Below are 19,135 nucleotides of genomic sequence, written 5' to 3'. Positions count from 1 at the left end.
CGGTGACGACCCTTCGGTGGAGGTCACCTGTGCGAGTTCTCGGAGTGAACGCTCTCTTCCACGACCCCTCGGCGGCGCTCGTGGTGGACGGTCAGATCCTCGCGGCGGCCGAGGAGGAACGCTTCACCCGGCGCAAGCACGGCAAGCGCCCGGTCCCGTTCGCGGCCTGGGAGCTGCCGGAGCAGGCCGCGCGATGGTGCCTGGAGGTGGGCGGGCTGGAGCCCGGCGACCTGGACGCCGTGGCCTACTCGTTCGACCCGGCGCTGGCCAGGCCGTCCGAGGAGATGGGCCTGCCCGACCCGTGGGACTGGCTGCGGCTGCGGTACGCCGAGCGGGCGCCGTGGTTCCTCGCGACGGCGCTGCCCGGGCTGAGCCCGGACGCCGTGCGGTTCGTGCCGCACGAGGTGGCGCACGCCGCGTCGGCGGCGCTGGCCTCCCCCTTCGAGACGTGCAGCGTGATGTCGCTCGACGGTCGCGGCGAACGGTCGTCGTTCCTGGCGGGGCGGTACGCGGACGGCAAGCTGGAGACGCTGGCGAGCCAGGACCTGCCCCACTCCCTCGGCCTCGTGTACGAGTCGCTGACCGAGCACCTCGGGTTCCTGCGGTCGAGCGACGAGTACAAGGTGATGGCGTTCGCGTCCTACGGCCGGCCGCGGTTCCTCCCGGAGCTGCGGGGGCTGCTGCGCACCACGCCGGACGGCGGCTTCGAGGCCGAGGCGCCCGACTGGTCGCGATGGGCGGAGCCGGCGGTGCCGGGGGCTGCCGACGAACCGGGTGCCGGCGGACCCGCGCGTGACCGGGCCGACCTCGCGGCGTCGGTCCAGGCGCGCCTGGAGGAGCTGCTCGTCGAGCTGGCCACGGCACTGCACGCGCACACGGGCGACGACGCGCTGACGCTCGCGGGCGGCACCGCGCTGAACTGCGTGGCCAACTCGCGGCTGTGGCGCGAGACGCCGTTCGAGCACGTGTGGGTGCAGCCCGCCGCCGGTGACGCGGGCACCGCCCTGGGCGCCGCCCTGCAGCTCACGGCGGAGGCGGGCGTGGTGCCGCGGCCCATGACGTCGGCCGCGCTCGGGCGGTCCTGGTCGGACGACGAGCTGGCCCGGGCGCTGCGCACGGCGCGGGTGCCGTTCACCACGCCGCCCGACCTGCCCGGGCAGGTGGCGGCCGCGCTGGCCGACGACGCCATGGTGGCCTGGTTCGACGGCCGCTCGGAGTTCGGGCCGCGAGCGCTGGGCCAGCGGTCGCTGCTGGCGCACCCGGGTCACCGGGCCAACACGGAGCGGCTCAACGAGGTCAAGGGCCGCGAGCAGTTCCGCCCGGTGGCACCGATGGTGCTGCTGGAGGACGCCCCCGAGATCTTCTCGGGCGGCCCGGTCCCGAGCCCGTACATGCTGTTCGTGCACGAGGTCGCCCCCGGGTGGCGCGACCGGATCCCGGCGGCCGTCCACGTGGACGGCACGGCCCGCGTCCAGACCGTCGACGACTCGCAGCCGCGGCTGCAGGCGACCCTCCGCGCGTTCCGCGACCGCACGGGCCTGCCGGTCGTGGTCAACACGAGCCTCAACACCGCGGGCCGGCCCATGGTCGACAGCCCGCGCGACGTGCTGGAGCTGTTCGGCTCCACGCCGGTGGACGTGCTGGTGCTGGGGCCGCACCTGGTCTGGCGCGCCGACGCCTTCGCCCCCGCCGGAGGTGCGCGATGAGGCCGTCGTACTCGGTCGTGGTCCCGACCGTGGGCCGTCCGCAGCTCGGTGCCCTGCTCTCCTCCGTCCGCGCCACGGCCGCGGTGGGCCCGGCCCCGCTGGAGGTGCTGGTGGTCGACGACCGCCCGTTCCCGGCCCACGGGACCAACCCGCCGCTCGACCTCGGCCCCGACCCGGTGCCCGGCGTGCGCGTGCTGCGCAGCGGCGGGCGCGGCCCGGCGGCCGCCCGCAACGTCGGCTGGCGCACCGCGCGCACGGAGTGGGTCGCCTTCCTGGACGACGACGTCGTGGTGCCCCCGCTCTGGGCCGACGCGCTGGCGCAGGACCTGGCGGCCGCCGACCCGGACGTCGCCGGCGTGCAGGGACGCATCCACGTACCCCTGCCGGGCCACCGGCCTCCGACCGACCTGGAGCGCAACACCGCCGGCCTGGAGCGGGCACGCTGGGCCACGGCCGACATGGCCTTCCGCCGGGCCGCCCTGCAGGAGGTGCACGGGTTCGACGAACGCTTCCGGCGCGCCTACCGCGAGGACGCCGACCTGGCCCTGCGCCTGCGGACCGCGGGCTGGCGGCTCGCGCGGGGCGTGCGGTCCGTCGACCACCCGGTGCGGCCCGCCGGGCACCTCGCGAGCGTGCGCGCCCAGGCGGGCAACGCCGACGACGCCCTGCTGCGGGCCCTGTACGGCCGCTCCTGGCGCGCCCGGACCGAGGCGGGTCCGGGCCGCCTGCCCTGGCACGCCGTCACGGTGACCGCCGGGCTGACAGCGCTCGGTGCCGGCGTGACCGCGGCCGCGCTCGGTGGACGGGACCCGCAGACGACCCGCGCCGTCGCCGTCCTCGCGGGCGCCGTCTGGGCGGGGCTGACCGCGAAGTTCTCCGCCGAGCGGATCGCGCCGGGCCCCCGGCGCGGCGACGAGGGGCACGGCGCCGAGCTGGCCCGGATGGTCGTGACGAGCGCGCTGATCCCGTTCGCCGCCGTCGCGCACCGGGTGCGCGGGGCGTGGCGGTGGCGGCAGGGCCTGGGGCGCTCCGTCCCGGCCTGGCCGCTGCCGGTCCGGGCCGTGCTGTTCGACAGGGACGGCACCCTGGTCCGTGACGTGCCCTACAACCCGGACCCGGACGCCGTCGAGCCGCTGCCCGGTGCGCGGCGTGTGCTGGACGAGCTCCGGGGCGACGGCGTGTTCGTCGGCGTGGTGTCCAACCAGTCCGGCATCGGCCGCGGGCTGGTGACCACCGCGCAGGTGGACGCCGTGGACCGGCGGGTGCGCCGGCTGCTGGGCCGGTTCGACACCTGGCAGCGCTGCCCGCACACCCCCGAGGAGGGGTGCACGTGCCGCAAGCCGGAGCCCGGCCTGGTGCTCCGGGCGGCCGCCGACCTGGGCGTGCTGCCGGCGGAGTGCGTGGTGGTGGGCGACATCGGCAGCGACGTGGGCGCGGCGGTCGCCGCCGGCGCGCGCGGCGTCCTGGTGCCCACCGAGGTGACCCGCGGCGAGGAGCTGACCCGCGCGCCGGCGGTGGCCGCCACGCTCGACGAGGTGGTGACGCTGCTGTGACGACCACCGTGCACACACCCCCGGACCGCGTGCTGGCCGTGCGGCTCGACAGCGACGGCGACGTGCTCCTGACCGGCCCCGCCGTCCGCGCGCTGGCCGCGACCCACGAGCAGGTGGACCTGCTGGTCTCCGGCGCGGGCGCCCAGGCCGCCGCCCTGCTGCCCGGTGTCACCGAGACGCTCCGCTTCGAGGCGCCGTGGTCGGGCACCGCGCCCCCGCCCGTGTCCGCCGAGGCGGTGCTCGACCTGGTGGCCCGGCTCGTGGCGCGCCGCTACCGGCTCGCGGTGATCTTCACGTCCTTCCACCAGTCACCGCTGCCGATGGCGCTGCTGGCCCGGCTCGCGGGTGTCCGCCGGGTCGTGGCCACCAGCGAGGACTACCCCGGATCGCTGCTGGACGTGCGGCACCGGCGCGGCCCGGGGCTGCACGAGGTCGAGGCGGCGCTGGACCTCGCCGCCCGCGCGGGGGCCGCGCTGCCCCCGGACGACGACGGGCTCCTCGCCGTGCGCCGCCCGCTGCCGCCGGTCCCCGCGGCCGCACGACCGCCGGGCCAGGACGGCATGCCGGCGCGGAACGCCGTCGTGCTGCACCCGGGCGCGTCCGTGCCGGCACGGGCCCCGCTGCCGGAGCAGGCCCGGGCCATCGCGCGGCAGCTCAGCGACGACGGCTGGGACGTGCTCGTCACCGGGTCCGCGGCCGAGCGGGGGCTCACCGCGTACGTCGCGGACGGCCACGCCACCGACCTGGGCGGGCGTACCAGCCTCGCCGAGCTCGCCGCCGTCCTGGACACGGCCGTGTGCGCCGTGGTGGGCAACACCGGGCCCGCGCACCTGGCGGCGGCCGTCGGCACCCCCGTGGCCAGCCTGTTCGCCCCGGTGGTCCCGGTCGAGCGGTGGCTGCCCTACGGGGTGCCCCGGCTCGTGCTCGGCGACCAGGGCGCGGACTGCCGCGCCACCCGGGCCCGGACGTGCCCGGTCCCGGGCCACCCCTGCCTCTCCTCGGTCACCCCGGGCCAGGTGTCCCAGGCCGTGGCCCGGCTGGCCCGGCGGCCCGCCCCGGCCACGGCCGGCGCAGGGCGGTGGCGCTCATGAGGATCCTGCTCTGGCACGTGCACGGGTCGTGGACCACCGCCTTCGTCCAGGGCGGGCACGAGTACCTGGTGCCCGTGCTGCCCGGACGCCCCGCCGACGGCCGCGGCCGGGCCCGCACCTGGGACTGGCCGCCCGCGGTCCGCGAGGTGGGCCCCGACGAGCTGCGCCGCGCCTTCGACGCCGGCGGCGTCGACGCGGTGCTGCTCCAGCGGCCCCACGAGGCCCGGCTCCTGCGGGAGTGGACCGGCCGGCGCGCGGGGTACGACGTGCCCGCCGTGTACCTGGAGCACGACGCCCCCGGCGGCCCCGCCGCCGCCACCCGGCACCCCCTGGCCGACGTCGACGTCGTGGCCAGCGGCCGTCTCCCCCTGGTGCACGTGACCGGGTTCAACGCCCTGATGTGGGACACCGGACAGGCCCGGACCACGGTGATCGACCACGGCGTGCCCGACCCGGGGCCCCGGTACACCGGCGAGCGGGAGCACGTGGCCGCCGTCGTGAACGAGCCCGTGCGCCGGTGGCGGGCCGCCGGCACCGACGTGCTGCTGCACGTCGCGAGCCAGGTCCCGGCCGAGGTGTACGGCTTGGGCACACCGCTCCTCGCGGAGCACCTGACCGCCCGGGGCCCGACGGCGGCCGCGGCGGCCGGGCGGCTGGCGGACCTGCCGCAGGCGGAGCTGCACGACCGGCTCGCCGGCGCCCGCCTCTACCTGCACCCCTACCGGTGGACCAGCCTCGGCCTCGCGCTGCTGGAGGCCATGGCCCTGGGCCTGCCCGTCCTGGCCCTGCCCGTCACCGCGGCCTACGCCGCGGTACCGCCGCAGGCCGGCGTGCTCAGCGCCGACCCGGACGAGCTCGTCGCGGTGGCCCGCCGGTGGCTGGCCGACCCCGCGGAGGCGGTCACGTACGGCAAGGCGGCCCGCGAGCACGTCCTGACCCACTACTCCCTCGACGTCTTCCTCGACCGGTGGACCACGCTGCTGAACCAGGAGGTGTCCGCATGAAGATCGCCATGATCTCCGAGCACGCCAGCCCCCTCGCCACGCTGGGCGAGGCCGACGCGGGCGGGCAGAACGTCCACGTCGCCGCCCTGGCCGCACGGCTCGCGGCGGACGGCCACCACGTCGACGTCTACACGCGCCGCGACGACCCGGCCCTGCCCGGGCGCGTGCCGTTCGCGGACGGCGTGGACGTGGTGCACGTCGACGCCGGGCCGGCCGAGCCGCTGCCCAAGGACGAGCTGCTGCCCTGGATGGACCCCTTCGGGGACGACCTCGCGGCCCGCTTCACCGACCCGGAGAGCCGGCCCGACGTGCTGCACGCCCACTTCTGGATGTCGGGGCTCGCCGCGCTGCGCGCCACCCGCTGGTCCGCCCACCCCGGAGTCCCGGAGATCCCCGTGGTCCAGACGTTCCACGCCCTCGGCACCGTCAAGCGGCGCTACCAGGGCGCGGCCGACACCAGTCCCGCCGCCCGCATCGGCCTGGAGGCGGCCCTGTGCCGGGACGTGGACCTGGTGGTCGCGACCTGCCGGGACGAGGTGCGGGAGCTGCACGAGATGGGCGGCACGGACGACCGCGTCCGCGTGGTCCCCTGCGGCGTCGACCTCGGGGTGTTCACGCCCGGACCGAACGGTCCCCGGCGGCCCGGCGAGGGTTCGCCCCTACGGGTGCTCTCCGTCGGCCGGCTCGTGGAGCGCAAGGGCGTCGCGACCCTCGTCGAGGCGCTCGCCGTGCTCGCCGGACGGGGGCCCGCCCCGGTCGAGCTGCTCGTCGCGGGCGGCCCGCCGGCCGACGAGATCGACCGTGACCCCGAGGTGCGCCGCCTGCGCGACCTCGCCGCGCGGGCCGGGGTGGGCGACCGGGTGCGGTTCCTCGGTGCCGTGGCGCACGAGGAGGTGCCCGGCCTCCTGCGCGACGTCGACGTCGTGGCCTGCACGCCCTGGTACGAGCCGTTCGGGATCGTGCCGCTGGAGGCGGCGGCGTGCGGGCGTCCGGTCGTCGCCTCCGCGGTGGGCGGCATGCTCGACACCGTGGTGCACGAGCGCACCGGGCTCCTCGTGCCGCCGCGCGACCCCGAGGCGGTGGCCGACGCGCTGGCCCGCCTCACCGACCACCGGTTCCGGCACCGCCTCGGCGCGGCCGCGCGCGTGCGCGCCGAGCGCCGGTACGGCTGGGTCTCCGTGGCCCGGCAGACGGCCGAGGCCTACGCCGAGGTCGCCGAGTTCCCGCCCGTCCGCGCCCGGGACGGCGCGCGACGGGCCGCGGCCCGCACGTCCCTGACCCCCACGGGAGGCATCCGATGAGCGAACGACCCGGCAACCCGGCAGGCTGGTCCCCCGACGAGCACAGCGGGCAGGGCTGGCTGCGGCAGCACCGCGCCGACCTGCTGGCCGGCCTCGACCACCTGACCGCGGTGCACCACCAGATCGAGCGGTGGGGGGTGGACCTCGCCGGACGGCTCCTGTCCGGCCACCGCCTCCTCGTGGCGGGCAACGGCGGCAGCGCCGCCGAGGCCCAGCACCTGACCGCGGAGCTCGTGGGACGGTTCGAGGGCGAGCGCGTGCCGCTCGCCGCCATCGCGCTGCACGCGGAGACCTCCAGCCTCAGCGCGATCGTCAACGACTACGGCCAGGACGAGATGTTCGCCCGCCAGGTCGCCGCGCACGGCCGCCCCGGCGACGTGCTGCTGTGCCTGTCCACGTCGGGTGCGAGCGCCAACGTGCTGGTCGCCGCGCGCCGGGCCCGCGAGCTCGGGCTCAGTACCTGGGCCCTGACGGGACAGGCGCCCAACCCGCTCGCCGCGCTGTGCGACGACGTGCTCGCCGTCCCGTCCGTCTCCGGTGCGGCCGTCCAGGAGGCCCACCTGGTCGTGGTGCACGCCGTCTGCGCGGCGCTCGACGCCGAGGTGGCGCGCCGCGAACAGGCGGCCCGCAGGCGCCCGGCCAGGGCAGCGGAGGTGCGCGCATGACCCGCCCGGGCCCCGCCGCAGGTGCCGTCCCGCCCGCACGGCTCACGCCCGTGCCGCATACCGGGCCGCACGCCGTGCCGGACGCTGTGCCGGACGCCGTGCCGGCCCGGCCCCTCGTCGTCGTGGTCGGTGACGTGCTGCTCGACCGGGACGTGGACGGCACCGTCACGCGGCTCGCGCCCGACGCCCCGGTGCCCGTCGTGGACGTGGCGCAGGTGCGGCAGAGCCCCGGCGGTGCGGGCCTCGCGGCGCTGCTGTGCGCCCCGCGCGCCGACGTGGTGCTGGTCGCCCCGCTGGCCGACGACGCGGACGGCGAGGAGCTGCGCCGCCAGCTCGCGGACGTCACGCTCGTCCCCCTGGGCCACGAGGGTCCCACGCGCCGCAAGACGCGGGTGCGCAGCTCCGGGCAGAGCCTGGTCCGCGTGGACGAGGGCGGGCCCGGCACGCCGGCGGGGGTCACGCCCGAGACCGCGGAACCGGTGCGGGAGGCCCTCGCCCGCTGTGACGCCGTGCTCGTGGCGGACTACGGCGGCGGCGTCACGCGCGACCCGCTCCTGCGGGAGCTGCTCGCCGAGACGGCCGGCCGGGTCCCGCTGGTCTGGGACCCGCACCCCCGGGGCGGGCCGCCCGTCCCCGCGGCGGCGCTGGTCACCCCCAACGCGGCCGAGGCCGAGCGCGCCGCCGGCAACCTCCCGGACCCCCCGGCGGGCCAGGACGGGCACGTGCCCGCCGTGGCCGACGTGCTGCGGCGGGCCTGGGCCGCGCGGTCCGTCGGCGTCACCGCCGGCGAGCGGGGCGCCTTCGTCGCCGCCCGGCCGGACGGCGACGATGACGGGGCACCCGCCGTGGTGCGGCACCTGCCCGCCCGGCCCGTGCGCGGCGCGGACCCCTGCGGCGCCGGCGACCGCTTCGCCGCCACGGCCGTGGACCGGCTCGCCCGCGGCGACACCCCGGCGGACGCCGTCCGCGAGGCCGTCGCCGCGGCGAGCGCCTGGGTCGCTTCCGGGGGCGCGGACGGTTTCCGCCAGGCGCGCGACGCCGGCCCCCGCGCCGTCGTCGCCGAACCGGACCGCCCGGTGACACGTGCGGAGCTGGGGGCGCGGCTGCGCGCGACGGGCGGCGTGCTCGTCGCGACCAGCGGCTGCTTCGACCTGCTCCACGCGGGCCACGTCAGCATGCTGACGGCCGCCCGGCGGCTGGGCGACCACCTCGTCGTGCTGCTCAACTCCGACCGCTCCGTGCGCCGCCTCAAGGGCCCCGAGCGGCCGGTCGTACCCCTGGCCGACCGCAGGCGCGTCCTGGAGGGCCTGGAGTGCGTCGACCACGTCGTCGTGCTGGACGACGACGAGCCCTCGGCCGCGGTGGCCGACCTGCGGCCCGACATCTGGGCCAAGGGCGGCGACTACACCCGGTCCGGCCTGCCCGAGGCGGCCGTCGTGCACGCCTACGGCGGGCGCGTCGTGACCCTGCCCCGGCTCGACGGCCGCTCGACCACGGGGCTCGTCAGCCAGGTCCGGGCGAGCGACCCCGCGAACGCCACCATCCCACCGACCATGAGGAGGTCATCATGACCGTGCCCACCACCAGCACCACCACGAGCCCCACCGCCAGGTCCGCGCCCGCGCCTACCCCTGCCACGGCCCCGCTCGCGCCCCGGTCCGTCGGCACCGTGCTCGTCACGGGCGGCTCGTCCGGTCTCGGCGCGGCCCTGGTCGACGCGGTGGCCGCCGCGGGCGGCACGCCCGCCGTCCTCGACGTGGCCGAACCCCGGGCCGACGTACCGTACGCCGCGGCCGACCTCGCCGACCCGGGGGCCGCGCAGCGCGCCGTCGACGCACTGGTCGACCAGGTCGGCCCGCCCGACGCCGTGGTGACCGCCGCCGGGATCGACGCGTGCGGACCCCTGCTGGAGATCGATCCCGGGGACTGGGAGCGCGTGATCCGCGTCAACCTCCTGGGCACCGTGGCGGTGGTCCGGGCCACCCTGCCGTACCTGGAGGAACGGCACGGCACGGTCGTCACCGTGGCCTCCACGCTCGCGCTGCGGGGTGCCGGCGACGCGACGGCCTACTGCGCGTCGAAGTGGGGCATCCGCGGGTTCAGCCAGGCGCTGGCGGCCGAGTACGCGGGCCGGGTCGGGGTGACCTGCCTGATCCCGGGCGGCATGCGCACACCGTTCTTCGACGGCCGGACCGAGCAGTACAAGCCCGGTCCGGACGCCGACCTGAACGACCCCGCGGCCACGGCAGGAGCCGCCCTCACCGCCCTCACCCAGCCGCCCGGGAGCGAGATCCGGGAGATGCTCGTCATGGCGTCGGGTGAGGCGTCCTGGCCGTGAGCGGACCGGTCACCGGGAGCACGGCATGACCGTCCTGGTGCTGCGCGCGCTCGGGCTGGGCGACGCCCTCACCGGCGTGGCCGCGCTCCGCGGGGTACGGCGGGCCTGGCCGGGACACCGGGTGGTGCTCGCGAGCGGTCAGGGCATCGGCGACTGGCTGAGCGGCCTCGGCGTGGTCGACGCCGTGCTGCCGACCCACGGCCTGGCGCGGCTGCCCTGGCCGTGGGCCGGGCCGGGCGGTGCCCAGGACGCGCCCGGCTGCCTCGCCGTCGACCTGCACGGCCGCGGGCCGGAGAGCCACCGCGTCCTGCAGGCGACGCGGCCGGACGCGCTCATCGCGTTCGACAACGCCGAGGCCGGGCACATCGGCCCCGACTGGGACGACGACGAGCACGAGGTGCTGCGCTGGTGCCGGCTGGTCCGGAGCGTGGGCGGGTCCTGCGGTCCGGACGACCTGCGCCTGCGCCGGCCCCACCCGCGGCCCCACCGACCGGGCGGGCGCGGCGACCCCGTGGTGGTGCACCCGGGGGCGGCCGCCGGGGCCCGGCGCTGGCCGGCGGCGCGCTGGGCCGAGGTGGTCGCCGCGCTCGCCGCACGCGGGCACGACGTCGTGCTGACCGGTTCACCTCAGGAGCGGCTGCTCTGCCGGCGCGTGGCGGCCGCGGCGGACGCACCGGTCCGCGACCTCTCCGGGGGTCTCGCGCTGCCCGCCCTGGCGGACCTGGTCGCCACGTCGCGCCTGCTGGTCAGCACCGACACCGGTGTCGCTCACCTGGCCACGGCGTACGGCACGCCGTCGGTCACGCTGTTCGGCCCCACGCCGCCGGCCCTCTGGGGGCCGCTGATCGACCGGGACAGGCACGTCGTCGTCTGGCTCGACGAGCCCGGCGCCGCGCCGCGCGACGCGAACGCCGACCGCCTCGACCCGGCGCTCGCCCGCTTGACGGCCGCCGACGTCGTCGCCGGGTGCGAGGCGGCGCTCAGGCCGCGTCGCGCGAACGGGAGCGGAACCACTCCACCGTCCGTGCCAGCCCGTCCTGCCAGCTGACCTGCGGCTCCCAGCCCAGCTCCGCCCGCGCCAGCCCGATGTCGGGGCAGCGCATGCCCGGGTCGTCCGTCGGCCGCTCGACGTGCTCGATGCGCGACGCCGACCCGGTGGCGGCGAGCACGTCGTCGGCGATCCGGCGGACCGACAGCTCGTGCGGGTTGCCGAGGTTCATCGGGCCCGGGTGGCCGCTGCGCGCGAACGCCAGCAGCGCGGCCACGAGGTCGTCGACGTAGCACAGCGACCTGGTCTGGCTGCCGTCCCCGGCGACAGTCAGCGGTTCGCCGGCCAGCGCCTGCCGGATGAACGTGGGCACCACCCGGCCGTCGCGCTCGCGCATGCGGGGCCCGTAGGTGTTGAAGATCCGCACGATGCCGGTGTCGGTGCCCAGGGCACGCCGGTAGCCCGCCGTGAGCGCCTCGCCGAACCGCTTGGACTCGTCGTACACGCTGCGCGGCCCCACGCTGCTCACGTTGCCCCAGTACCCCTCGTCCTGCGGATGGACCTGCGGGTCGCCGTACACCTCGGACGTCGAGGCGAGCACGAAGCGCGCCCCCTGGTCCTGCGCCAGGTCGAGGGCGGCACGCGTGCCCCGGGACCCGGCGTCCAGCGTCTCGAGCGGGTGCTCGAGGTAGTCGACGGGCGAGGCCGGGGACGCCAGGTGCAGCACCAGGTCCACCCCGGGCCGCACCGCGGCCCGGACGCCGCGGGAGGAGAGGCCCTCGGCGATGTCGCACTGCTCGAACCGGAACCGCTCGTGCGTCCGTACGGCCGCGAGGTTTTCGGTCCGTCCCGTCAGCAGGCTGTCCAGGCACACCACCTCCGCGCCGGAGTCCAGCAACACCTCGCAGAGCCTGCTGCCCACGAACCCGGCACCGCCGGTGACGACGGCTCTCGTCACGTGTTCCCGGGGGTTCTCGCGCACGCCTTGGCTGCCCATCGGTCGTCCTCTCGCCGGACCCGGCAGCCTGGTCTCGACCACACGATCCACCGTGCACCCGAGCCGGTTCACTCGCAGCGGCGGACCGGGGAACGCTTCCTCGCGCCCGCCTCTCGCCTTTCTCCGGTTCTCGGTGCAGAGTGAAGGGGTGACGTCCGGCAACCCCGCCCACCCGGGCACCGGTACGGCACGCCGCCCACCCAGCACGAACGACGGGACGAGACGTGAACGGTTCGCGACCCACGGAGCAGGCCCTCGAGGCGGCGCTCGCACCGGGTCATCACGCCCCGGTCGGCCGGTACCGGCTCGACGTGGCCAGCGGGCGCTGGTCCTGGTCGGACGAGGTCTTCGTGATGCACGGCTTCAGCCCCGGCGAGATCGTGCCGACCACCGAGCTGATCCTCTCCCACAAGCACCCCGACGACCGGGACCGGGTGGACCACGTGCTGCGGGCGGCGGCGGCCACGGGCCGCCCCTTCAGCTCCGTGCACCGCATCGTCGACGCCCACGGCGCCAGCCGCACCCTCGCGGTGACGGGCCAGGCCCGGCGTGACCCGACGTCGGGCGCGGTGACGGAGCTGTACGGCTACTTCATCGACGTCACGGAGGCCAGTCGCGAGGACGCCCAGCGCGAGGCGACCGCCTCGATCCGGGCGGCCGCCGAGCACCGGGCCTCCATCGAGCAGGCCAAGGGCGCCATCATGGTCGCCTTCGGCATCACCGACGACGAGGCGTTCGACCGTCTGCGCACGGCCTCCAACCAGCTCAACGTGCCCGTGCGGGAACTGGCCACGTGGCTGGTCGACTGGCTGTCCGACCCGTCGTGGGCCGAGGCGCCCCGCGCGGAGGACATCACGGACTTCCTCGCCGCGCCCGTACCTCCCGGCACGGCCGACGTCGTCGTCCGCCCGAAGCCCGCCTCGGACGCCGTGGGCTGAGCCGCCGGGCGCACCCGGGCCGGCGTCCCGGTCGTGAGCGGGCACACCCCGGGCTACGTTGGCAGAGGTCCAGAAGCGGCCGACGCGACGTCCTGGCGAGGTGCCCCATGAAGGCCCTGTTCCTGAGCTGCACCCTGAAGTCCTCCCCCGCACCGTCGAACACGGAGGCGCTGGCCGCCGTCGTGGCGTCGGCCCTGCAGGAGCACGGCGTGGCCGTGGACCAGCTCCGGCTGGCCGACCTGAACGTCCCGCCCGGGGTGGTGACCGACCTCGGGGACGGCGACGACTGGCCGTCCGTCCACGACCGTCTGCTCGACGCGCAGATCCTCGTCGTCGTGACGCCCACCTGGCTCGGCCGACCGTCGTCCGTGGCCCAGCGCATGCTGGAACGCATGGACGCGATGCTCTCCGAGACCTCCCCGGCGGGCACCCCCGTGGCGTACAACCGGGTTGCGGGCGTGGTGGTGACCGGCAACGAGGACGGCGCGCACCACGTGATCTCCGAGATCAGCGGGGCGCTGGGCGACATCGGGTACACCGTTCCCGGCCAGTCCTGGACCTACTGGAACCAGGGTCCCGGGCCCGGTCCCGACTATCCCGACACCGAGCACGGCCACGAGTGGTCCCACAGCACGGGGCGGCTCATGGCGCACAACCTCCACGCGGTCGCGTCGGCCCTGGCCGCGCACCCGGTGCCCCCGCAGCAGGACTGAGCCACGGTACGCGCGACGCCTACAGGTCGGGCGACTCCTTGGTCCACCCCGCGCGGAGCCGCACCGTGACGGGCTCCTCGTCCGTCCGCACGTCGGCCACGTCGTCCCAGTCCACGAGGAACGTGCCGCGCATCCGACGACGGACGAGCTGCGGGACGGGCCACGGCGAGCGCACCTCCGTGCGCTCGTACCCGAGGAACGACCCCCCGCCGCGCGGGCTCACCAGCAGCCCGAGCAGGCGGGCGGCACCGACCGAGCCCCGGCTCGCGGTGTGCGTGCTCAGCGGGCGCTCCGGGTCCTCCCGGTCCTGCTCGTGCTCCTCCTCGTCGTCGTGCTCGTCGAGGATCTCCAGCGCGAACCGCGCGTCCACGACGACGCCGAGGGCCGTGCCGTCGGCGTCCAGGACCCGCGCGTCGAGCAGGTCGCCCACGTTCATCCGTCCGCCTCCGGGTCGTGACGCCCGCCGGGGATCCGGCCCACGAGGTGCTCGCGGAGCCAGCGTTCCACCCAGTCGGCGTCGAGCCGGTCGGACGGCACCGTGAGCTCGATGGCCGTGCCGACGTGCCCGACGTCCGACCAGTCGATGCGGGGCAGCCGCGAGTCCGGGACCCGGCCGCCGAAGAGCCGCACGAGCAGCACCGGACCCACGAGGATGGCGCCCACGGAGGCCTCGGCACCGGCCCGGGCCTCCTGCCCGTCGGGCCCCGTCAGCTCCAGGTCGTCGACGGCGCGCACCGGTTCGCCGTCGGCGTCCAGCACCTGCCGGCTGAGCAGGTGCAGCCGGGCGTCGACGATCCGTTCGCGCGTCATGACCCCGCTCCCGTCGCGATCATCAGGGGGATGGCGGCCACGGCCGCCACGACCACGATCACCAGGTACACCGTGCCCAGCGCGTTGACCACGCGCCCGTTGACGTGCCGACCCATGTACTGCGGGTCGTTGGCCACCACCAGGATGGGCACGTACGTGAGCGGCAGCGCGACGGCGGAGAACACGACCGACATCTCGGTCACCGCGACGGGGTCCACGCTGGTCATCAGGATGCCCACGCCCAGCAGGATCGCCACGATCATCGTCACGTGGAACCGGGCCGCGCGGGCCGGCCTGCGGAACTTGCCCCACGACCAGCCCAGGTACTGGGCCAGGGAGTACCCGCTGGACAGCGCGGTCTCCAGCGCGGCCCCGAACGAGGCGGCGACGATGCCGACGATGACCACGGCCAGGAGCATGACCCCGCCGGCCTGCGCCACGGGCAGCACGATCTGGGACAGCGACGACACCTCGATCCCCGCCGGGAGCAGCACGACGGCCGCGCACGCGGCGATCGTCACCGACAGGAGCCCGCCGAGCGGGAAGCCGATCAGCACGTTGGCCCGGTTGGTCGCCAGATCCTTGGCCGTCCAGCGTTCCTCGACGGCACCCGAGGAGAAGAAGAACACCTCGTAGGGCGTCATCGCGGCACCGAACAGCGCGACGGCGTAGTACCAGTAGGCCGGCGCGGGCTCCGTGGACGGCGGCGACGGCGGCACCGCCTGCCGCATCAGCTCCCCCCAGTCCGGGCCGAGCAGGAACAGCGCGACGGCGAACCCCACCAGCAGGAGCCCCATCAGCCCGGCCACGTTCTCCATCACCTGGAACTTCACGCGCCACAGCACGAGCCAGACCGCGAGGCCCGCCACGGGGATCCACAGCCGCGGCTCGACGCTGCTGGCGAGGTGGAGCGCGAGCGCGATGCCACCGATCTCGGCCGTCAGCGTGAGGAGGTTGATGGCGAAGGACGCGAGGAGGTTGGCGCCGGCCGCCTTCGGCCCGAGCCGCTCCCGGATGATCTCGAACGTCGCGCGGCCGCTCACGGCGGCCACCCGGCCGGCCATGCTGGCGAACAGGCAGATCCCGACCACGCCGAGCGCCACGACCCAGACGAGCGAGAGCCCGAACCGGGACCCGACGACGGCGTTGGTCACCAGGTCACCGATGTCGACGAAGCCACCGATGGCCGTGAGGACGCCGAGCGCGGCGCCGAGCACCTTCTTCACGGCCCACCCGCCTCGGCCAGGGCCTCGTCGACGCCCTCGGTCGCGGTCGCCAGGTCCGCGAGCAGCTCCTCGGCGGTGGCCGGCACGGCCGACGCCCCGTCGAGGTCGCCCCCGGACCGGGCCGCACCCCACTCCCGCGCGTGCACGACGACGTCCGTCACGTCACCCACGGCGGTCAGGCCCGTGGCCCGCTGGTCGGACGAGGCCGCGTCGGGCGGGACCAGCGTGGTCAGTGCCGTCTCCGCGTCGTCCAGCGCCCGGAGCTGGTCGAGCAGGGCGGTGTCGGCCACGGGCCCGGTCAGGCGCCCCGCGGACAGGAGCTCGACGGTGATCCGCGTCGTCTCGGCCGCCGAGCTCGCCTCGGACAGGGCGTCGGCCACGGCGGCGCTGGCCTGCCCGGGCTGCTGATGACTGGCGACGGTGCACGCGGTGGTCCCGGCGAGCACGGCCACGACGACGACGCCCCGCGCCACCATCCGCCACCCCGTCACCGTCATGACCTTGATGGTGCTCCGGAGCGGGGTCGCTCGCACGCCGGCGCAGCGACCCTGCGCACCGGGGACCCGGGTCACCGGGGTGCGAGCGCCTCGGTGGCGGGCCCTTCGAGCAGGGCGCCGTCGGCGGCGAACCGGGAGCCGTGCACAGGGCAGTCCCACGACTGCTCCTGGTCGTTCCACCGCACCACCCCGCCCAGGTGCGGGCACACGCGGGACACGCGCCGAGCCCCGGCGCGCTCGCCCGCGGGCCGGGTCACGGCGCACGCCCAGCCCTTGCTCTGCTCGGCGAACGTGGCCGCCGCCGCGGTGGTGGGCCGGGCGGGCCGGGCCCACGGTTCGAGGGCCGGTCCCCAGTCCTCCGGCTCGCCGAGCAGGCGGCCGGCGAGCGCGAGACCGGCGGCCGCCGCCGTCGTCAGGCCCCACTTGGCGTAGCCGGTGGCCACGAGCACGCGGTCGTCGCCGGGCGTGACCGGTCCGACGAACGGGACACCGGTGTCGGTGCCGTAGTCCTGGGCGGCCCACGCGTGCCGCGCGCCGCCCACCGGCAGATGCTCCCGCGTCCACGCGTCCAGGGCTGCCAGCCGGGCGGCGGGGTCCGGCTCCCGGCCGACGGTGTAGCCCTCCCCGCCCACCATGAGCAGCCCGCCGGCGGTGCGCAGCGAGCGGGCCGGGGAGCCGGCCGTGATGGACATGGTGGCCCCGAACCCCGGCGGCAGGTCCTCGGGCCGCGCCACGTCCCACGTCGTGAGCAGGCTCCGGCCCGCGTGCAGCCGCAGGAACAGGCCGCCCAGCCGGCCGGGCGGCGTCCCCGTGGCCAGCACCACCCGGTCCGCGACGACCGTGCCGCGGGTGGTGCGCAGCGCCACGCCGGACGACGTCCTGCGCACCTGCCGTACCCGGACCCCGTCGTGCAGCCGCACCCCGCGGGAGCGCAGGCGGGCGCGCAGTGCCGCGAGCGCCCGCAGGGGGTCCACCTGCCCCTGGTCGGGCAGGCGCACGGCGCCGTGGGTCGGTCCGGGGTAGGGCGGCCGGTCCTCCCAGTGCACGGGCAGCCCGCCGCGCAGACCGGCCGCGAGCACGTCGTCGAGCACGGCCGCCTGTTCGGGCGTGGTGGCGACGGTCAGGTCGTCGCGGTCCTCCACGGGGACGCCGAGGTCGCCGAGGGTGCGGCGCAGCCACGCGAGGCCGGCCTTGCCGGCCGCCAGGTAGTGGTGCAGCGTGTCGTCACCGTGGCGGGCGACCTCCGTGAGCCGGGTCCCCTGGAGCACCGAGAGCTTGCCGGTGGACCGGGCTGTCGTGGTCGTCGTGGGCGCGGTGCCGGCGTCGAGGACGACGACGTCGGCGCCGCCGTCGGCCAGCAGGTGCGCGGTGACGACGCCGGTGAGCCCGGCGCCGACCACGACCACGTCGGCGTGCAGCGGTCCGCGCGGAGGTTCGGTGGGGGCCGTGGTGTCCGCCGGTGCGCCGGTGGTCTCGCGGGTGCTGTCGCTCACGGTGCCTCCTCGTGCCGGGTGTGCGGCCTGTCGACCGTCTCAGGCTGGCACGCAGGCCGGGCACTCGCAGGTCGCCCGGGGAGGGCCGCACTGGCCGGCCGGGCGGGACGGGGCTACGGTGTGGAGTGGAGTCAAGCCACGGCGCCGCACCGCACAGACGGAGGCCCCCGATGGCACAGACGACCTTCACCACACCTCCCGACCAGATCGGTGACCTGCTCAAGCACCTGGCAGTCGGCACGCCCGTGCTGGCCGGGCAGTACCGGGTCGACCTCACGACCGGCACCTGGTGGTGGTCCGACGAGGTCTACCGGATGTACGGGTACCAGCCCGACGACGTCCAGCCGGGCCTCGCGGCGCTGCGCAGCCACCGGCACCCGGACGACCCCGACCGTGTAGTCCACGAGGCGGTCCGCTCGCTCCGTGCCGGCCGTCCCTTCTCCTGCGCCCACCGCATCGTCGACGCGCACGGCCGGATCCGCACCCTGCTCGTGACCGGTCAGGCCGTGCGGTCCGAGCGCGGGCCGGACCTGGTGGGCCAGGTGGCCGACGTGACGCCCCTGCAGCGGGAGGCGGTGTCACGGGAGGCCCGGCGCTCCGTGGACAGCGCGATGGCCTCGGCGGCCACGATCGAGCAGGCACGCGGCATCCTGATGGCCGTGCACGGCGTGGCCGAGGAGGAGGCGCTGACCATGCTCACGGAGCGGGCGAGCGCCGCCGGGACCGACCTGCGCACGACGGCGGCGCACCTGCTCGCCGGCCTGTCCGGCACCGGCCTCGGCGCACCCGCGGCGAAGCACGTCCGCCGGATCCTGGCGGAGGTCGCCCCGGAACGGAAGTCGCGGGTGCACGACCCGCTGCTCACCCGCCGGGTGGCGTGAGGCCCGTGGCGAGGGCCCGGCCGGCCGTCAGGGTACGGCGCGGCCGGGCTGCTCGGCGCCGTCGAGGATGGCCTGGGTGGCGCCGTCGAGGTTCTGGAGCAGCTTGTACACACCGCTCAGGAGCACGACGAGCCCGGCGAGGAAGGCCGCGATCCCGACGAGGGTGGCGATCGTCGTGAGGCTGGTGGTGCCGATCACGAAGAGCCCGGCCCCCAGGATCAGCCCGGCCAGGCCCGCGGTGACGGGGGCGGCGGAGTTGTGTGCCCGGGTCAGCCGGGGACGCGTGCCCGTGGTCTCGTCGGTCATGGGTGCCATGGTCGTGGATCGCGGGCGCCCCTGACCAGCAAACTCGCGGATCCGCACGAGCAGGTCAGCGCCGACCGCGCTCCGGTCTCAGGCGCTCGCCATCGAGTCCTGGCTGAAGGTGTTCCACCAGCGCCCGTCGCGCTCGACCCACAGCGAGCTGATGTACATCGCCTCCTTCTCCGGCCCGGTCGAGGGCTGGTAGTCGGCGCGGTAGCAGAGCAGCACCGAGTCCGGGGCGACGTCGATCAGCCGGGCCTCGCTGAGGGCGTACGACGTGACGGTCGGGCCGTCCGCGAGCTCGCCCACGTGCTCCGCCCGCGTGGCGAACCCCGAGGGATAGACCCCGACGAAGTCCTCGGAGAGCAGCTCGCGGTCGGCGTCGCCGTCGCCGCGGGCGAGGGCGTCCCAGACCTGGGACTCGAGGTCCAGGAAGAACTGGATGGTGCGGTCTGGCATGTGGTTCGCTCCCGCGTGGTGTGGCCGGACGGACGGTGAACCGTCTCATGGTGCCTGGTCTCGCGGCGCACCGTCCGGCCGGTTCAGGAACTCACCACAGACCGCCCTTGCGCCGCCTGCTGGTGCCCCACACCCCCTCGGTGAGGTGGCCCGAGCCCTCGCTACGATCGAC

At 76.5% G+C, this 19,135-nt stretch carries 20 protein-coding genes; 12 read left to right on the top strand and 8 right to left on the bottom strand.

Annotated elements, in window-relative coordinates:
- Positions 1–29: 29 nt before the first annotated feature.
- From ACIG47_RS03405 to ACIG47_RS03365, 9 genes are read left to right on the top strand one after another with little or no spacing between them, the layout of a single operon-like run.
- Positions 30–1,706 (top strand): carbamoyltransferase, encoded by a 1,677-nt coding sequence (locus tag ACIG47_RS03405; protein WP_397429616.1) that lies wholly within the window; start codon positions 30–32, stop codon positions 1,704–1,706.
- Positions 1,703–3,259, top strand: a complete 1,557-nt coding sequence (locus ACIG47_RS03400; protein WP_397429615.1) for an HAD-IIIA family hydrolase — start codon at positions 1,703–1,705, stop codon at positions 3,257–3,259. The genes ACIG47_RS03405 and ACIG47_RS03400 overlap by 4 nt, the downstream gene beginning before the upstream one ends.
- Entirely contained in the window at positions 3,256–4,350 is a 1,095-nt protein-coding gene (locus ACIG47_RS03395; protein WP_397429614.1) for a glycosyltransferase family 9 protein, read from the top strand. Before ACIG47_RS03400 ends, ACIG47_RS03395 begins: the two co-directional genes overlap by 4 nt.
- Complete coding sequence (locus tag ACIG47_RS03390; RefSeq protein ID WP_397429613.1) at positions 4,347–5,354, top strand: glycosyltransferase family 4 protein; 1,008 nt, start codon at positions 4,347–4,349, stop codon at positions 5,352–5,354. The genes ACIG47_RS03395 and ACIG47_RS03390 overlap by 4 nt, the downstream gene beginning before the upstream one ends.
- A complete protein-coding gene (locus ACIG47_RS03385) occupies positions 5,351–6,655 on the top strand; it encodes a glycosyltransferase (RefSeq protein WP_397429612.1) in 1,305 nt (434 codons plus the stop codon). The genes ACIG47_RS03390 and ACIG47_RS03385 overlap by 4 nt, the downstream gene beginning before the upstream one ends.
- Positions 6,652–7,320, top strand: coding sequence for an SIS domain-containing protein (locus ACIG47_RS03380; RefSeq protein WP_397429611.1), 669 nt, complete (start codon positions 6,652–6,654; stop codon positions 7,318–7,320). The genes ACIG47_RS03385 and ACIG47_RS03380 overlap by 4 nt, the downstream gene beginning before the upstream one ends.
- On the top strand, positions 7,317–8,891 hold the full coding sequence (locus ACIG47_RS03375; protein WP_397429610.1) for a PfkB family carbohydrate kinase: 1,575 nt from the start codon (positions 7,317–7,319) through the stop codon (positions 8,889–8,891). The genes ACIG47_RS03380 and ACIG47_RS03375 overlap by 4 nt, the downstream gene beginning before the upstream one ends.
- Positions 8,888–9,658, top strand: a complete 771-nt coding sequence (locus tag ACIG47_RS03370; protein WP_397429609.1) for an SDR family oxidoreductase — start codon at positions 8,888–8,890, stop codon at positions 9,656–9,658. Before ACIG47_RS03375 ends, ACIG47_RS03370 begins: the two co-directional genes overlap by 4 nt.
- Before the next feature lie 25 nt (positions 9,659–9,683).
- Positions 9,684–10,706, top strand: a complete 1,023-nt coding sequence (locus tag ACIG47_RS03365) for a glycosyltransferase family 9 protein (protein WP_397429608.1) — start codon at positions 9,684–9,686, stop codon at positions 10,704–10,706.
- On the opposite strand, the gene ACIG47_RS03360 is transcribed toward ACIG47_RS03365, so the two are convergent.
- Positions 10,639–11,643, bottom strand: a complete 1,005-nt coding sequence (locus tag ACIG47_RS03360) for an NAD-dependent epimerase/dehydratase family protein (protein ID WP_397429607.1) — start codon at positions 11,641–11,643, stop codon at positions 10,639–10,641. The genes ACIG47_RS03365 and ACIG47_RS03360 overlap by 68 nt on opposite strands.
- A gap of 224 nt (positions 11,644–11,867) precedes the next feature.
- Between ACIG47_RS03360 and ACIG47_RS03355 the strand changes: the two genes are divergently transcribed.
- Positions 11,868–12,581 (top strand): PAS and ANTAR domain-containing protein, encoded by a 714-nt coding sequence (locus ACIG47_RS03355; RefSeq protein WP_397429606.1) that lies wholly within the window; start codon positions 11,868–11,870, stop codon positions 12,579–12,581.
- Between the two features lie 107 nt (positions 12,582–12,688).
- Positions 12,689–13,294, top strand: a complete 606-nt coding sequence (locus ACIG47_RS03350) for a flavodoxin family protein (protein ID WP_397429605.1) — start codon at positions 12,689–12,691, stop codon at positions 13,292–13,294.
- Between the two features lie 19 nt (positions 13,295–13,313).
- Here the strand turns inward: ACIG47_RS03350 and ACIG47_RS03345 are convergent, their stop codons facing one another.
- From ACIG47_RS03345 to ACIG47_RS03325, 5 genes are all read right to left on the bottom strand, one after another.
- A complete protein-coding gene (locus tag ACIG47_RS03345; RefSeq protein ID WP_397429604.1) occupies positions 13,314–13,730 on the bottom strand; it encodes a PRC-barrel domain containing protein in 417 nt (138 codons plus the stop codon).
- The gene (locus tag ACIG47_RS03340) at positions 13,727–14,104 is read right to left on the bottom strand and encodes a hypothetical protein (RefSeq protein ID WP_397417930.1); all 378 of its coding nucleotides are present in this window, start codon (positions 14,102–14,104) and stop codon (positions 13,727–13,729) included. The genes ACIG47_RS03345 and ACIG47_RS03340 overlap by 4 nt, the downstream gene beginning before the upstream one ends.
- Complete coding sequence (locus tag ACIG47_RS03335; RefSeq protein WP_397429603.1) at positions 14,101–15,330, bottom strand: NRAMP family divalent metal transporter; 1,230 nt, start codon at positions 15,328–15,330, stop codon at positions 14,101–14,103. The genes ACIG47_RS03340 and ACIG47_RS03335 overlap by 4 nt, the downstream gene beginning before the upstream one ends.
- On the bottom strand, positions 15,327–15,827 hold the full coding sequence (locus ACIG47_RS03330) for a hypothetical protein (protein ID WP_397429602.1): 501 nt from the start codon (positions 15,825–15,827) through the stop codon (positions 15,327–15,329). Before ACIG47_RS03330 ends, ACIG47_RS03335 begins: the two co-directional genes overlap by 4 nt.
- A gap of 71 nt (positions 15,828–15,898) precedes the next feature.
- Entirely contained in the window at positions 15,899–17,320 is a 1,422-nt protein-coding gene (locus tag ACIG47_RS03325; RefSeq protein ID WP_397429601.1) for an FAD-dependent oxidoreductase, read from the bottom strand.
- 170 nt (positions 17,321–17,490) lie between these two features.
- Here ACIG47_RS03325 and ACIG47_RS03320 point away from each other — a divergent pair, with 170 nt between their 5' ends.
- On the top strand, positions 17,491–18,201 hold the full coding sequence (locus ACIG47_RS03320) for a PAS and ANTAR domain-containing protein (protein WP_397429600.1): 711 nt from the start codon (positions 17,491–17,493) through the stop codon (positions 18,199–18,201).
- Positions 18,202–18,228: 27 nt separating this feature from the next.
- Here the strand turns inward: ACIG47_RS03320 and ACIG47_RS03315 are convergent, their stop codons facing one another.
- The gene (locus tag ACIG47_RS03315; RefSeq protein ID WP_397429599.1) at positions 18,229–18,507 is read right to left on the bottom strand and encodes a hypothetical protein; all 279 of its coding nucleotides are present in this window, start codon (positions 18,505–18,507) and stop codon (positions 18,229–18,231) included.
- An 87-nt stretch (positions 18,508–18,594) separates the two neighbouring features.
- Positions 18,595–18,963: a DUF4440 domain-containing protein gene (locus ACIG47_RS03310; protein WP_397429598.1), complete on the bottom strand. Its 369-nt coding sequence runs from the start codon at positions 18,961–18,963 to the stop codon at positions 18,595–18,597.
- Between the last annotated feature and the right edge of the window lie 172 nt (positions 18,964–19,135).

It is taken from the genome of Promicromonospora sp. NPDC052451 (assembly GCF_044547525.1).
Taxonomy (GTDB): Bacteria; Actinomycetota; Actinomycetes; order Actinomycetales; family Cellulomonadaceae; genus Promicromonospora.
Note: the sequence above shows the minus strand (reverse complement) of the source record. Positions and strands in the feature narration are given on the sequence as shown.